Raw genomic sequence first — 15,100 nt, 5'->3', positions numbered from 1 at the left:
TCATCCTTCGAAGCGGTAGCCCATGCCGGGCTCGGTGATCAGATAGCGGGGGCTCGACGGGTCCCCCTCCAACTTCCGGCGCAACTGGGCCATGTAGACCCGGAGATAGTTGGTCTTGTTGCTCTGGGACACCCCCCACACCTCCTGCAACAGGTACTTCTGCGTTACGAGGCGGCCCGGGTTGGTGATGAGGATCTCCAGCAGATGCCACTCGGTGGGGGTGAGGCGGATGTCGTGGCCGCCGCGGGTGGCGCGCTTGGCGAGCAGGTCGATGGTGAAGTCGTCGGTGGTGACCAGGGTGGTCGTCGGAGCGAGCGGCACGTCCTCGACGCGGCGGACCGCGGCCCGTAGCCGGGCGAGGAGTTCGTCCATGCTGAACGGCTTGGTGATGTAGTCGTCGGCGCCCGCGTCGAGGGCGGCGACCTTCTCGTCCGAGGCCTGCCGGGCCGACAGCACCAGGATCGGGACCCGGGTCCAGCCGCGCAGCGCCTTGATGACGTCGACGCCGTCCATGTCGGGCAGTCCGAGGTCGAGCATCACGACGTCCGGCTGCCGCATGGCCGCGAGCCGGAGCGCGGTTGCGCCGTCGGGGGCCGCGTCGACGCCGTACTGCCGGGCCTGCATGTTGATCACGAGGGCCCGTACGAGCTGCGGGTCGTCCTCCACCACCAGCACCCGTGTCATGGGGGTGTGCCTTTCGTGTGGTCCCTGGCATGGCGGCGGGAGTCGGCGGCGCCGGGATCTCTCCCGGGCCGCCGACTCCCCTGCCGGTCGCGTAACGCCATCAGCTCTTCGTCACAAGGGACTTGAGCGCGATGTTGAGCTCCAGCACGTTCACCGTCGGCTCGCCGATGAAGCCGAGGGTGCGGCCGTCGGTGTGCTCGTCGACCAGCTTCTGCACCTGGGCGACGGACACGCCGTTCTTCTCGGCGATGCGGTGGACCTGGAGGTCCGCGTACGCCGGGGAGATGTCCGGGTCGAGGCCGGAGCCGGAGGAGGTGACCGCGTCGGCGGGCACCTGGGACGCCTTGACCGTGTAGCCGGGCACCGAGTTGTCCTTGATGACGGCTGCCTTGGCGTCCTTCACCTGCTGGACGAGGACCTTGCTGTCGGCGGAGAGATTGGTGGCGCCGGACAGGATCAGCTTGTACTGGGTGTTGATCGAGTTCACACCCAGCCCGTTGGCCGGTCGGCCCTGGAACCACTTCAGGTCCGGGTCCGGGGTCTCCTGGCCCTTCTTCAACGGCAGGTTGTACGACTGCCCGATGAGGGACGAGCCGACGACCTTGCCGTCCGACTTGATCTCCGAACCGTTCGCCTTGTTGTTGAACAGCGCCTGGGCCACACCTGTGACGGCCAACGGGTAGATCACGCCTGTGACCAGAGTCAACACGAGGAGCGCTCGCAGGCCCGCCCAGAGCAACCGGGCTGTGTTCGTAACGGAGTTGTTCATGGCCTTCAGCACGCTTTCAAGAAGTTACAGCCCGGGGATGAGGGAGATGAGGAGGTCGATGATCTTGATGCCGACGAAGGGGGCGATCAGGCCGCCGATGCCGTAGATCCCGAGGTTGCGGCGGAGCATCTTGTCGGCGCTGACCGGCCGGTACTGCACGCCCCGCAGGGAGAGCGGGACCAGCGCGATGATGACCAGCGCGTTGAAGATGACCGCGGAGAGGATCGCGGAGTCGGGCGAGGCCAGGTGCATGATGTTGAGCTTGTCCAGGCCCGGGTAGACGGCCGCGAACAGCGCCGGGATGATCGCGAAGTACTTCGCGACGTCGTTGGCGATGGAGAACGTCGTCAACGCGCCCCGGGTGATGAGGAGTTGCTTGCCGATCTCGACGATCTCGATGAGCTTGGTCGGGTTCGAGTCGAGGTCGACCATGTTGCCGGCCTCCTTCGCGGCCGACGTACCGGTGTTCATCGCGACGCCGACGTCCGCCTGGGCCAGCGCGGGCGCGTCGTTCGTGCCGTCACCGGTCATCGCGACCAGCTTGCCGCCGGCCTGCTCCCGCTTGATGAGCGCCATCTTGTCCTCGGGAGTCGCCTCCGCGAGGAAGTCGTCGACGCCCGCCTCCTCGGCGATCGCCTTGGCGGTCAGCGGGTTGTCGCCGGTGATCATGACGGTCTTGATGCCCATGCGGCGCAGCTCGTCGAACCGTTCGCGCATGCCCGCCTTGACGACGTCCTTGAGGTGGATGACGCCCAACACCCGTGCGCCTTCGGTGTCTTCGACCGCCACGAGCAGCGGGGTACCGCCGGCCGCGGAGATCCGGTCGGTGAGCGCGCCGGCGTCCTCGGACACCTGGCCGCCCCGCTCCCGGACCCAGGTGACGACCGAACCGGCCGCGCCCTTGCGGATCTTGCGCCCGTCGACGTCCACACCCGACATACGGGTCTGCGCGGTGAAGGCGATCCACTCGGCGTGCGCCAACTCGCCCTGGTGGCGCTCCCGCAGGCCGTACTTCTCCTTCGCCAGGACGACGATGGAACGACCCTCGGGCGTCTCGTCGGCCAGCGAGGAGAGCTGGGCGGCGTCGGCGAGTTCGGCCTCGGTGGTGCCGGGGACGGGCACGAACTCGGAGGCCTGGCGGTTGCCGAGGGTGATGGTGCCGGTCTTGTCGAGGAGAAGGGTCGAGACGTCACCCGCGGCCTCAACTGCCCTGCCGGACATGGCCAGTACGTTGCGCTGGACGAGGCGGTCCATGCCCGCGATGCCGATCGCGGAGAGCAGCGCGCCGATCGTGGTCGGGATGAGGCAGACCAACAGGGCCACCAGCACGATCATCGTGAGGTGGGTGCCCGCGTAGTCGGCGAACGGCGGGAGCGTGGCGCAGGCCAGCAGGAAGACGATGGTGAGGGACGCCAACAGGATGTTCAGGGCGATCTCGTTGGGCGTCTTCTGCCGGGCGGCGCCTTCGACCAGGGCGATCATCCGGTCGATGAAGGTCTCGCCGGGCTTCGTCGTGATCTTGATGACGATGCGGTCGGAGAGGACCTTCGTACCACCGGTGACGGCCGAGCGGTCGCCGCCGGACTCGCGGATGACGGGCGCGGACTCGCCGGTGATGGCGGACTCGTCGACGGACGCGACGCCCTCTACGACGTCACCGTCGCCGGGGATGATGTCGCCGGCCTCGCAGACCACGAGGTCGCCGATACGCAGCTCGGTGCCGGGCACCTGCTCCTCGACGGTGCCGTTGAGGCGCCGGGCCACCGTGTCGGTCTTGGCCTTGCGCAGGGTGTCGGCCTGCGCCTTGCCGCGGCCCTCGGCGACGGCCTCCGCCAGGTTGGCGAAGATGACGGTCAGCCACAGCCAGGCGCTGATCGCCCAGCCGAACCAGTCGCCCGGGTCCTTGAAGGAGAAGATCGTGGTCAGCACGGACCCGATCCACACCACGAACATCACGGGCGACTTGACCATCACCCGCGGGTCGAGCTTGCGGCACGCGTCGGGCAGGGACTTGATCAGCTGCTTCGGGTCGAACAGTCCCGCACCGACCCGTCCCTCGTCCTTGTGACCGGTCGGCACATCGCTGTGCGGCGCCCGGGTCGGAGTGGCAGTGGACATCGAGTCCTCTTGGTTTGCTTGGTTTTCTTGGTTGTCTATGCGGGTGGTCATGACGCCAGCCCCTCGGCCAGCGGTCCCAGCGCCAGCGCCGGGAAGTAGGTCAGACCGGTGATGATGAGGATCGCGCCCACCAACAGGCCGGTGAACAGCGGCTTTTCGGTGCGCAGGGTTCCTGCCGTGACCGGCACCGGCTTCTGCTCGGCGAGCGAACCGGCCAGGGCCAGCACGAACACCATCGGCAGGAAGCGGCCGAGCACCATCGCGAGTCCGGTCATGGTGTTGAACCAGTCGGTGTTCGCGTTCAGACCGGCGAAGGCCGAGCCGTTGTTGTTGGCGGCGGAGGTGAAGGCGTACAGCACCTCGGAGAAGCCGTGCGCGCCGGAGTTGAGCATGGAGTGCGGCGGGGTCGGCAGCGCCATGGAGGCGGCCGCGAAGATCAAGACCAGGGCCGGGGTGATCAGGATGTAGCAGGCCGCGAGCTTCATCTCGCGGGTGCCGATCTTCTTGCCCAGGTACTCGGGTGTACGGCCGACCATCAGCCCGGCGATGAACACCGCGATGACGGCCATGATCAGCATTCCGTACAGCCCGGAGCCGGTACCACCGGGTGCGATCTCGCCCAACTGCATGCCCAGGATGGTGATTCCGCCGCCGAGACCGGTGAACGAGGAGTGGAAGGAGTCCACCGCGCCCGTCGAGGTCAGCGTCGTCGACACCGCGAAGATCGAGGAGGCACCGACGCCGATCCTGGTCTCCTTGCCCTCCATCGCACCGCCGGCGGCCTGGAGCGCCGCGCCGTGGTGGGCGAACTCGGTCCACATCATCAGGGCGACAAAACCGACCCAGATGGTGGCCATGGTGGCGAGGATCGCGTAGCCCTGCTTGATGGAGCCGACCATCACGCCGAAGGTACGGGTCAGCGCGAACGGGATGACCAGCAGCAGGAAGATCTCGAAGAGGTTGGTGAACGGCGTCGGGTTCTCGAAGGGGTGGGCCGAGTTGGCGTTGAAGTACCCGCCGCCGTTGGTGCCGACCTCCTTGATGGCCTCCTGCGAGGCGACCGCGCCGCCGTTCCACTGCTGGTGGCCGCCCATGCTGTGCCCATTAAAAAATTGCCCGACTTCATGGATCCCGGAGAAGTTCTGGATTGCGCCGCACGCGACGAGCACGAGCGCGGCGACGACGGAGAGCGGTACCAGGATGCGGATGACGCCGCGCACCAAGTCGGCCCAGAAGTTGCCGAGTTCACCGGTACGGGAGCGCGCGAAGCCGCGTACGAGAGCGACCGCGACGGCGATGCCGACGGCCGCGGAGACGAAGTTCTGCACGGCGAGCCCGGCGGTCTGCACGACGTGACCCATGGTCTGCTCGCCGTAGTACGACTGCCAGTTGGTGTTCGTCACGAACGACACGGCCGTGTTGAACGACTGCGCCGGATTGACGGAGGAGAAGCCCAACGAGCCGGGCAGGATCCCCTGGATCCGCTGGAGCAGATAGAGGAAGAGAACACCGACCACCGAGAAGGCGAGCACGCCGCGCAGATACGCGGGCCGGCGCATCTCGGTGTTCGGGTCGGCACCGATGCCCTTGTAGATCCACTTCTCGACCCGCAGGTGCTTGTCGGAGGAGTAGACCCTGGCCATGTAGTTGCCGAGCGGGACGTAGGCGAGCGCCAGCGCCGCTATGAGCGCGATCAGCTGAAGCACACCGGCAAGGACGGGACCCATATCGCTCTCAGAACCTCTCCGGGAAGATCAGGGCGAGGACGAGATAGCCCAGCAGGGCGACGGCCACGACGAGGCCGACGATGTTCTCGGCGGTCACAGCTTCGTCACCCCCTTGGCGACGAGGGCCACCGACGCGAAGACCGCGATCGTGGTGACGACGAAGGCCAGATCGGCCATCGTGAGCTCCTGGAATGAGGTGCGAATGGAACGGACGCTTAGAGGTAACCGCGCCTGTGACCGGATTCGGCCGCCGTTGACGGGTCCCTTACGGCGACGCATACGCCTTTGACGCGACTCTTACGGCGACGCCGCGAACCGGGCGCGCGCACCGCACCCGGGGATCAGAACAGCCGGAACCGCAGCCGGCAGATCACCGCGTCCGTGTCCCGCCGTACCGCATGGGCGACCACGGCCCCCCGCTGGTTCTGGAGCAGCCGCTGCCACAGCCGTACGGGCTCCACCTCCGCGATCAGGACGGTGACCCGGGTGTCCGGTTCCGTCGCCGAGACGTCTCGTACGTAGGCGGCGATGGGGCGGCCCAACGAGCGGCGCTCGCAGGCGAGTTGGACCAGGGGGACACCGGGGTCCCATTGGGCCCAGGCGCGTTCCAGGGCGTGCAGGTTGGCGCGGTCCTCGGGGTCCGGGTAGCAGACCGTGACCGCGCGGACCTCGTCGCCGAGGGAGGCCGCGGCCGTCAGCGCCTCGGAGGTGAGCCGGGAGAGGGACGAGACCGGCACGATCACCACCGAACGGTCGCGGTGCGGAGGTTCAGGGATGCGGCCGAGGCCGAGCCGTTCGCCGATGTGCGCGTACGCGCGGTGCACGGTCTCGAAGGCCAGCACCAGCAGCGGCAGGGTGATCACGATCAGCCAGGCGCCGTCGTCGAACTTGCTCGCGGTGACGACGACCGCCGCGACGCCGGTGAGGACCGCGCCGAAACCGTTCAGGAGAGCCTTTCCGCGCCAGCCGGTGCCCCGTTCGCCGCGCCAGTGCCGGACCATGCCGACCTGCGCGACGGTGAAGCCGACGAAGACGCCGATCGCGAAGAGCGGCACGAGGGTGTTGGTGTCACCGCCGGAGAACACCAGCAGGGCCGCCGAGACCGCGGCCAGCGCGAGCACCCCGTGCCGGTGCACCTGGCGGTCGGCCTTGAGGGCGAAGACGTGCGGGAGGTAGTTGTCGCGGGCCAGCAGCTTCAGCAGCACCGGCAACCCGCCGAACGACGTGTTCGCGGACAGGGCGAGCAGGATCATCGTCGCGAACTGGATGACGTAGAAAGCCCAGTTGTGGCCGAGGGAGGCGTCCGCGAGCTGGGCGAGAACGGTGACTCCTTGGACGGGCTGGAGGTGGAAGCGGGAGATCAGGACCGACAGGCCGATCAGCATCACGCCGAGCACCGCGCCGAGGGCGACCTCCGCGCGCTGGGCCCGTTTCACGCGGGGTGCGCGGAAGGAGGGCACGGCGTTGGCGATGGCCTCGACGCCGGTGAGGGCGCTGCATCCGGACGCGAAGGCTTTCAGCAGGAGCAGGACACCGACGCTTGTGACATTGCCGGTCACCACGGACTCGCTGTTGACCCGGTTCACAGGCGCATCGCGAAAGAGGCCGATCACAATCAGGACGAAGATCGAGCCGATGAACACGACGGTCGGCACGATGAACACCCGTGCCGACTCGGCGATCCCACGCAGGTTCACAGCTGTTACCAGTGTCAACACCGCCAGGCAGAGCCACACCCGTTCACCGTAGAGCGACGGGAAAGCCGAGGTGAGCGCCGCGACTCCGGCAGTCACGGCGACGGCCACGTTCAGGACGTAGTCCAGCACCAGCGAGCCCGCCGCCACCAGGCTCGTCCGCGCGCCCAGGTGGGTCTTCGCCACCGCGTACGAGCCGCCGCCGTCCGGGAAGGCCGCGATGACCTGCCGGTACGACGCGACGAGCACCGCGAGCAGAGCGGCGATGGCGAGCGTGACCGGCAGCGTGAAGCCGAGCCCGTGCGCACCGGCGGCGGCCAGCACGAGGACGATAGCCTCGGGGCCGTACGCGACCGACGCCATGGCGTCCAGGAAGAGGGCGGCGAACCCGCCGAGGGCGGTCAGCCGGTGGCGTTCGCCGGTATCCGGGGGCTCCTCGTCGGCCGGTGTCTCACCCGGCTGGACAGCGAGAACGGTCATGCTGATGGCTCCTTCACGTACGGACGCGCGCTGACGGGAACGCGCGGGTGCGCTTCAGGTTCTGTCCCGCCGTGGCCGGTTTCCCCTTCTCCTTGCGTCTTCTTCGCGCCGAACACGCGTTCCTTGACGCGAACTTGACGACGATGTGACCCGCACAGCCCCGCCCTCCTCCGCTGCGACGGCGTCAAGAAGCGCGGGCCGCCCGTCAGAGTCGCGTCACGGCCCGTTCGCCGTACGCCCGGAGTCCCTACCGTCGCCACCATGGGACGCCCCGACGACGCTCACGCGCAGCAACCGCGCGCAGCGGCGCACGACCGGCGGTGGGCGCGGAACCTGCGCGACACGTTCCGCTGCGCGGGCGCGCTGCTCGGACTCCTGCTGCTCGTCGACCACTTCAGCGGGCGCTTCACGCTGTGGCGCGGCGCGCTCTGGCTCGCCCTCGCCGTACTGCTCTTCCTGGTGCTGTACCCGGCCCGGGTCCGGGCGGGCGAGGGCTGGCTGTCCGCACGCGGACTACTGCGCGAACGACGCGTCCGCACGGACCGGCTGGTCTCCGTACGCTGTCTGGACGGAGTCTCTCAACGCCTCGTGCTGCGGGACGAGTTGGGCGGCCGGGTCGAGATCGACCCCGATGTGCTGGTGCACAACCCCGACCTGTGGCACCGCGTCTCCGAGGACTCCCGCCGGTCCATCGCCACCGGCACCCTCACCTGCGGGGCCACCGCGCTGCGCCGGGTCGCGGAACGCGTCGAACGCGAGACCGCGGAGACGGTGTTCAAGGTGTCCGGCTTGGAGTAGCCACCGCTGTCGAGGCTGACGGGTCCACCCATTCGGCCAGCGGAAGGGACACGACCATGGTCAGGCCGCCACCCGGAGTGTCCTCGGGAGCGAGCGTCCCGTTCATCGCCTCGGTGAGCCCGCGCGCAAGCGCGAGCCCCAGCCCGAGCCCGGTGGAGTTGTCCGTGTCCCCGAGCCGTTGGAAGGGCTCAAAGAGCCGCTCACGACCGGCAGTCGGCAGCCCAGGCCCTCGATCCACGACCCTCAACTCCACCCGCCCGCCCAACGCGCTGGCGGTGATCATGACCCGCCGCCCGGCCGGAGTGTGCCGGGCGGCGTTGCCGGCCAGGTTGGCGATCACGCGCTCCAGCAGCGGCGGATCCACGAGCACCGGCGGAATCGACTCCACGTCCCGCAGATCCACATCGGGCACGTCCGCGAGCGCCATCGGCAGCACCTCCTCCAGACTCGTGGCCCGCAGATTCAGCGGAAGCACACCCGCCTCGAGCCGACTCAGGTCGAGGAGGTTCTCCAGCAGCCGGTTCAGCTTGGCCATGGACTCGTCGGCGGTGGCGAGGAGTTCGTCCCGGTCCTCGTCCGAGAACTCCACATCCCGCCCGCGCAACGAGGTCACGGCCGCCCACCCCGCCGCGAGCGGCGTCCGCAGATCGTGCCCTACGGCCCGCAGCAGCGCCGTACGCAACCGGTCCGCGGCCTTCACCGGCTCGATCTCGGCTGCCGCTTCGGCGAGTTGGGCCCGTTCGACGGCGGAACCGACATGGGCGGCGAAGGCGGCGAGCACCCGCCGTTCCGAGGAGGACAGGGTGCGTCCGCGCAGCACGAGGAAGGCACCGGGACCCGCGGGGACGGTCGTGACCCCGCTGCCGACCTCGTGGTCCGGCGGCTGGTCGACTAGTTCGGCCGAGTCGGTGCCGAAGGTCTCCTTCGTTCGCTCCAGCAGCGCCGGGATCGTCTGGCCGCCACGCACGATGCTGCCCGCGAGGGAGGACATGGTCTCCGCCTCGGCGGTGGCACGCGCCGAGCGCCGGGACAGTCGTAGCGAACGGTCCACGACGGCGGCCACGGTCGCCGCCACCACCGTGAACACCCCTAGCGCCAGAAGGGCGTTGGGGTCGTCCAGGGTGAACTGCCCGATGGGCGGGATGAACCAGTAGTTGAGCAGCAGCGAGGCCGTCACCGACGCGATGACCGCCGAGGTGACACCGCCTATGCAGGCGACCCCGACCACGGCGAGCAGGAACAGCAGTGCCTCGCTGGTGAGGTTGACCGTGTCACGCACCTGGGCGAGGCAGACGGTGAGCAGCAGCGGGAGCACAAGTCCCGTCACGGGCCCGGCAATCAGCCGTGCCGTGGAGAGGGTACGGCGGCGGGAGGGCAGCAGGGTGCCGCGTCCGGCGCGCTCGTGGGTGACCCGATGGACGTCGATGTCACCGGACAACTCGGTCACTGTCTCGCCCGTGCCGGGACCGGTCAGAAATCGCTCGAACCGGCCCCGGCGGCTGGTGCCGAGGACGAGTTGGGTGGCGTTCTCGGTGCGGGCGAACTCGACGAGGGCGGTGGCGACACCGTCGCCGACCACCGAGTGGTAGCTGCCGCCCAGGTCCTCGACGAGCCTGCGCTGCCGGGCGAGCGAGGCGTGCGACACCCCGGCGGCGAGTCCGTCGCTGCGGGCCACGTGCACGGCGAGCAGGTCACCGCCGGCGATGGGGGTCCCCCCGGTCGAGCGAAGCCGAGAGTGGGGGAGGTCGGCGATACGCGCGGCGCGCCGGATGAGCGTGTCGCCCTCGGGCCCGCCGGTGAGCGCGACGACCACCCGCTCCCGGGTCTCCCACACCCCGCCGATCGCGTGCTCGGCGCGGTAGGTGTGCAGGGCCTCGTCGACCCGGTCGGCGACCCACAGCAGCGCCAACTGCCGCAGGGCGGTGAGGTTTCCGGGCCGGAAGTAGTTGGCGAGGGCCGCGTCGATCTTCTCGGGTGTGTAGATGTTGCCGTGCGCCATGCGCCGCCGCAGTCCCTCGGGCGGCATGTCGATCAACTCGATCTGCTGGGCCCGGCGTACGACGTCGTCGGGCACCGTCTCGTGCTGCGGCACCCCGGTGATCTTCTCGACGACGTCCTTGAGGGAGGCGAGATGCTGGACGTTGACGGCGGTGACGACGTCGATGCCGGCGGCGAGCAGCACGTCGATGTCCTGCCAGCGCTTGGCGTTGCGCCCGCCGCCGGGAACGTTGCTGTGCGCGAACTCGTCGACGACGGCGACTTCCGGGCGCCGTTCGAGGACCGCCGCGAGGTCCATCTCCTCGAACTCCCCACCCCGGTAAGCACATTGGGCCCGCGCCACGACCTCCAGGCCGTCGAGCATCGCCTCGGTGCGCGGGCGCCCGTGGCACTCGGCGAAGCCCACCACCACGTCGGCGCCCCGGGCGGCCCGGCGCCGGGCCTCGTCGAGCATGCGGTAGGTCTTGCCGACGCCCGGGGCCGCCCCGAGGTAGACCTTGAGCCGTCCGCGTCGCAGTACGTCGTTCATCGCCTCCCAGAGAAGCGCTCCGCCAGCCCTCCGGGCAGGCTTCTTGATGCGTCCCTGGCGCCGCCCGCAAGGACGTTGACACTGTCTTGACGGCGCCGGGCCGGGTTAGGGTGAACGCGGTGTGCCGGGAAGTCTGGTCGGCGGGGAGTCCGCATGGGCTCGTCCAAGACCACAAGGGGACGGCATGCGCGGCGTCGGTACGGTTCTGGCACTCGTGGTACTGGCGACGCTGGTCGCGACGTTCGCCCGCCGCTGGCGGATCCCCGCCCCCTCCCTCCTCGTGGTCGCCGGTCTCGCCGTCGCCCTGCTGCCGGGCACCCCGTCGATCGAGATCAGCCCGGACGTGATCGGCCTGGTCGTCCTGCCGCCGCTCCTCTACGTCAGCGCCGAGGACATGTCGTGGCGTGAGCTGAAGGCGGTGTGGAAGCCGGTCGGGATCCTCGCGATCGGCCTGGTCCTGGCGTCGGCGGCAGCCGTGGGCTGGGTGGCATCGACGGTGACCCCGCTCTCCTGGCAGATGGCGCTCGTGCTCGGCGCGGTCCTGGCCAGCACCGACCCGGTCGCCGTCACCGCACTGGGCCGCCGCCTCGCCCTACCGCCCCGGGTCCAGATCCTCGTCCAGGCGGAGTCCCTCTTCAACGACGCGACCTCGCTGGTCCTGTTCCGGGTCGCGGTGAGCGTCGCCGTGGCCTCGGCGGCGGCCAACTGGGGTGCGGCGGGCGGGGAGTTCGTGGTGCTCGCGGGCGGCGGCACGGTCATCGGAGCGGCCGTGGCGTACGTCGTGACCCTGATCCGCCGACGCACCGAGGACCCGGTCCTGGAGACGGTGATCGCCCTGGTCACCCCGTACGCGGCCTACGTCCTGGCGGAGGGCGCCCACACCTCCGGCGTCACCTCGGTAGTGGTCGCCGGGGTCGTACTCGGCGGTCGCGGCGATCGCCTCACCAACGCCCGCATCCGGCTCCAACTGCACGCCGTCTACGGCACGTTGGTGTTCCTGCTGGAGAGCGTGGTGTTCTCGCTCATCGGCCTTGCCCTGCCCGCGCAGGTCCGGGCGCTGTCCGACGGCGACCGCGCATGGCCCCTGTACGCGCTCGCGGTGGCGGGCACGCTGATCGCCGTACGACTGCTGTGGCTGGCGCCGCTGTCGGCGGTGGTGCAGCGCAAGGGCGGGGTGCACAGGGTGAATTGGCGGGTGCCGATGGTGCTGACCTGGGCGGGCACCCGGGGTGTCCTCCCACTGGCGGCGGCCCTGTCGATCCCCGAAGTCACCAGGACGGGCGCCACGTTGACCGACCGCCCCCTCGTCCTGGTCCTCACCACGTCGGTCGTGGTCGTCACCCTCGTCGTGCAGGGCTTCACCCTCGCCCCGGTCGTCCGCCGTTCCGGCATCGCCCTGGAACCCGACCACACGGAACGCGAAGAGGCCTCCGCCCGCTGCCGGTTGGCCGACGCGGGCATCCGCCGCCTCGACGAACTCGCCGAGCTGGAGGCCGTACCGGACGTCGTCCTCGACCGCCTCCGCCGCGGCCTCAACGCCCGCCTGGACGAGGCCCGCGACCGCCTCGCCGAACCCAACGGCCACACCTCCCACACGGAGTCGGCCGACCTGGTCTACCGCCAACTCCGCCGCGACCTGATCACCGTGGAAACGCTCGAACTACAGCGCCTCTACGACGACCACACCATCAGCGACACAACCCGCAGACGACTCCAACGGTCACTGGACCTGGAGGAGGCAAGGCTGGCGGACGTATGACTGCTCAGTGGAGATCGGCGGTCCGCGCCCGCGTCCCGAGAACGGCCGATCGCCGCACGCCCACCCAACCTGCCGGCACCCCCATCCCGGCCCCCTGCACCCACCTAGGGGCGCGGGGAACTGCGCGACCAGCCACAAGGCACCCGCACTCGCCACACAAGAGCACCCCCCGAGCTCCTGGGCGACGAAACGCCCCCACCCCCGTAACGCTGGGTATCCGTCACCCCCAACCACCCCGTCCCCACCCCCCATACAGCCCAACGCACCCCCAACCAGCCCCGTCCCCCCTTTCCTGATGCGCCCCCTCCACCAACCCGGCCAGTCTTAACGCAAGATTGACGCCCAAGCCCCCCACATCCATGGGCCCACGCGTCACTCTCCGCTTACGCTGGTGCCGCCGTCCGCGTGATGGCCAGAGACCCCACGCTGACCCGCACCCGCACCTCAGGAGCACGCCGATGGCCACCATCGAACACCCTCCCAGTCGTATGCGCGCCTGGATGCTGGAGGGCCTGGCCGACATGGGCAAGGGCGGCACGCACGCCACGCAGGCCGCACCGGAACCGGAACAGCACGTCCACCAGGGCCAGCGCTGGTGGCGGGTGATGTGCCTGACCGGCGTCGACTACTTCTCCACCCTCGGCTACCAGCCCGGCATCGCGGCCCTCGCGGCCGGCCTGCTCTCCCCGGTCGCGACGATCGTGCTGGTGATCGTCACCCTGGCCGGCGCCCTCCCCGTGTACCGCCGGGTCGCCGAGGAGAGCCCGCACGGCGAAGGCTCCATCGCGATGCTGGAACGGCTGCTGTCGTTCTGGAAGGGCAAGCTGTTCGTCCTGACCCTGCTCGGGTTCGCGGCGACGGACTTCCTGATCACGATCACCCTGTCGGCGGCGGACGCCTCCACCCACCTCGTGGAGAACCCGCACCTGACGAGCATGCTGCACGACAAGCAGATGCTGATCACGCTGATCCTGGTGGCCCTGCTGGGCGCGGTGTTCCTCAAGGGCTTCCTGGAGGCGATCGGCGTAGCCGTGTACCTGGTCGCGGCCTACCTGAGCCTCAACGTCGTCGTCGTGATCGTCGGCATGTGGCACGTGGTCACCCAGGAACACGTGGTCACCGACTGGACCAGCGCCCTGACCACCGAGCACGGCAACGTCTTCGCGATGATCGGCGTGAGCCTGCTGGTCTTCCCCAAACTCGCCCTCGGCCTCTCCGGCTTCGAGACCGGCGTGGCCGTCATGCCGCACGTCGAGGGCGACCCGGACGACACCCACGACAACCCCAAGGGCCGTATCCGCGACACCAAGAAGCTGCTGACGACCGCCGCGCTCATCATGAGCGTGTTCCTGATCGCCACCAGCTTCATCACCACCGTGCTGATCCCGGAGAAGGAGTTCAAGGCGGGCGGCCAGGCCAACGGCCGCGCGCTCGCCTACCTCGCGCACGAGTACCTGGGCAACGCCTTCGGCACGGTCTACGACCTCTCCACCATCGCCATCCTGTGGTTCGCCGGCGCCTCCGCGATGGCCGGCCTGCTCAACCTGATGCCGCGCTACCTGCCCCGCTACGGCATGGCCCCGCACTGGGCCCGCGCCGTCCGCCCCATGGTGATCGTCTTCACGCTGGTCGCGTTCCTGGTCACCTGGATCTTCGACGCCAGCGTCGACGCCCAGGGCGGCGCCTACGCCACCGGCGTCCTGGTCCTGATGTCCTCCGCGGCGATCGCGGTGACCATCGCGGCCCGCCGCGCCCAGCAGCGCAACTGGACCGTCGTCTTCGGCATCGTCTCCGCGGTCCTCCTCTACGTCACCGTCGTGAACGTCATCGAACGCCCCGACGGTGTGAAGATCGGCGCCTGCTTCATCGCCGGCATCATCCTGGTCTCCCTGCTGTCCCGGCTGGCCCGCGCCTTCGAACTCCGGGTGACGAGCGTGCAGTTGGACCCCATGGCGGAACGATTCATCCGCGACATGGCCAGCCGGAAGATCCGCTTCGTCGCCAACGAGCCCGACCGGCGCGACAAGGCGGAGTACCGGGAGAAGATCGAGCAGATCCGCAACGACAACGACATCCCCGGCGAGGACTTCGTGTTCGTCGAGGTGACGGTCCTCGACGCCTCCGAGTTCGAGGCGGGCCTGACGGTACGCGGCGAAGTCCTGCACAGCCGCTACCGGGTCCTGACCCTGGAGTCGTCCTCCATCCCGAACGCCCTGGCCGCGCTGATGCTCCACGTCCGCGACTCGACGGGCCGCATCCCCCACATGTACTTCGAGTGGACCGAGGGAAACCCGTTCGCCAACTTCCTCCGCTTCTTCCTCTTCGGCCAGGGCGAGGTCGCCCCGGTCACCCGAGAGGTCCTCCGCGAGGCAGAACCGGACCGCACCCGACGCCCGCGCGTCCACACCGGCTGACCGGCACACCGCGACCGCGTATGCACACCGGCCGGCCGTTCGGGCCCCCCGAGCCGACACCACCGTAAGAAGCACGACAAAATCCGGCACCGGTGTGTAAGAGCCCCGTCAGCGGCCCCCGCAGCGCGCC

Annotated in this window: 10 protein-coding genes; 3 read left to right on the top strand and 7 right to left on the bottom strand. The window is 69.4% G+C overall.

From position 1 onward, the window contains the following. The 6 genes from SPR02S_RS23150 to SPR02S_RS23120 all read right to left on the bottom strand — a co-directional run bounded on the left by SPR02S_RS23150 (position 1) and on the right by SPR02S_RS23120 (position 7,472). The gene (locus SPR02S_RS23150) at positions 1-684 is read right to left on the bottom strand and encodes a response regulator (protein ID WP_019059380.1); all 684 of its coding nucleotides are present in this window, start codon (positions 682-684) and stop codon (positions 1-3) included. 100 nt (positions 685-784) lie between these two features. Continuing rightward, a complete protein-coding gene (locus SPR02S_RS23145) occupies positions 785-1,453 on the bottom strand; it encodes a potassium-transporting ATPase subunit C (protein ID WP_026150805.1) in 669 nt (222 codons plus the stop codon). A 24-nt stretch (positions 1,454-1,477) separates the two neighbouring features. Continuing rightward, entirely contained in the window at positions 1,478-3,571 is a 2,094-nt protein-coding gene (kdpB, locus tag SPR02S_RS23140) for a potassium-transporting ATPase subunit KdpB (RefSeq protein WP_019059378.1), read from the bottom strand. Between the two features lie 47 nt (positions 3,572-3,618). Next, a complete protein-coding gene (gene kdpA, locus SPR02S_RS23135) occupies positions 3,619-5,298 on the bottom strand; it encodes a potassium-transporting ATPase subunit KdpA (RefSeq protein WP_019059377.1) in 1,680 nt (559 codons plus the stop codon). 7 nt (positions 5,299-5,305) lie between these two features. Next, positions 5,306-5,395, bottom strand: a complete 90-nt coding sequence (gene kdpF, locus SPR02S_RS59560) for a K(+)-transporting ATPase subunit F (RefSeq protein ID WP_016434100.1) — start codon at positions 5,393-5,395, stop codon at positions 5,306-5,308. A gap of 244 nt (positions 5,396-5,639) precedes the next feature. Further along, the gene (locus SPR02S_RS23120) at positions 5,640-7,472 is read right to left on the bottom strand and encodes an APC family permease (RefSeq protein ID WP_019059375.1); all 1,833 of its coding nucleotides are present in this window, start codon (positions 7,470-7,472) and stop codon (positions 5,640-5,642) included. Positions 7,473-7,733: 261 nt separating this feature from the next. Between SPR02S_RS23120 and SPR02S_RS23115 the strand changes: the two genes are divergently transcribed. Continuing rightward, on the top strand, positions 7,734-8,270 hold the full coding sequence (locus SPR02S_RS23115; RefSeq protein ID WP_019059374.1) for a hypothetical protein: 537 nt from the start codon (positions 7,734-7,736) through the stop codon (positions 8,268-8,270). Here the strand turns inward: SPR02S_RS23115 and SPR02S_RS23110 are convergent. After that, entirely contained in the window at positions 8,248-10,797 is a 2,550-nt protein-coding gene (locus tag SPR02S_RS23110; RefSeq protein WP_019059373.1) for an ATP-binding protein, read from the bottom strand. The two genes, SPR02S_RS23115 and SPR02S_RS23110, sit on opposite strands and share 23 nt — an antisense overlap. Positions 10,798-10,981: 184 nt before the next feature. Here SPR02S_RS23110 and SPR02S_RS23105 point away from each other — a divergent pair, with 184 nt between their 5' ends. Further along, complete coding sequence (locus tag SPR02S_RS23105; protein WP_019059372.1) at positions 10,982-12,556, top strand: Na+/H+ antiporter; 1,575 nt, start codon at positions 10,982-10,984, stop codon at positions 12,554-12,556. Between the two features lie 458 nt (positions 12,557-13,014). Continuing rightward, positions 13,015-14,970 carry an APC family permease gene (locus SPR02S_RS23100; RefSeq protein WP_019059371.1) on the top strand — a complete coding sequence of 652 codons (1,956 nt, stop codon included), beginning with the start codon at positions 13,015-13,017 and terminating at the stop codon, positions 14,968-14,970. The last annotated feature ends 130 nt before the right edge of the window (positions 14,971-15,100 follow it).

The sequence above is a fragment of the Streptomyces prunicolor NBRC 13075 genome (assembly GCF_000367365.1).
Taxonomy (GTDB): domain Bacteria; phylum Actinomycetota; class Actinomycetes; order Streptomycetales; family Streptomycetaceae; genus Streptomyces; species Streptomyces prunicolor.
This window is presented reverse-complemented; position numbering and strand designations above follow the sequence as displayed.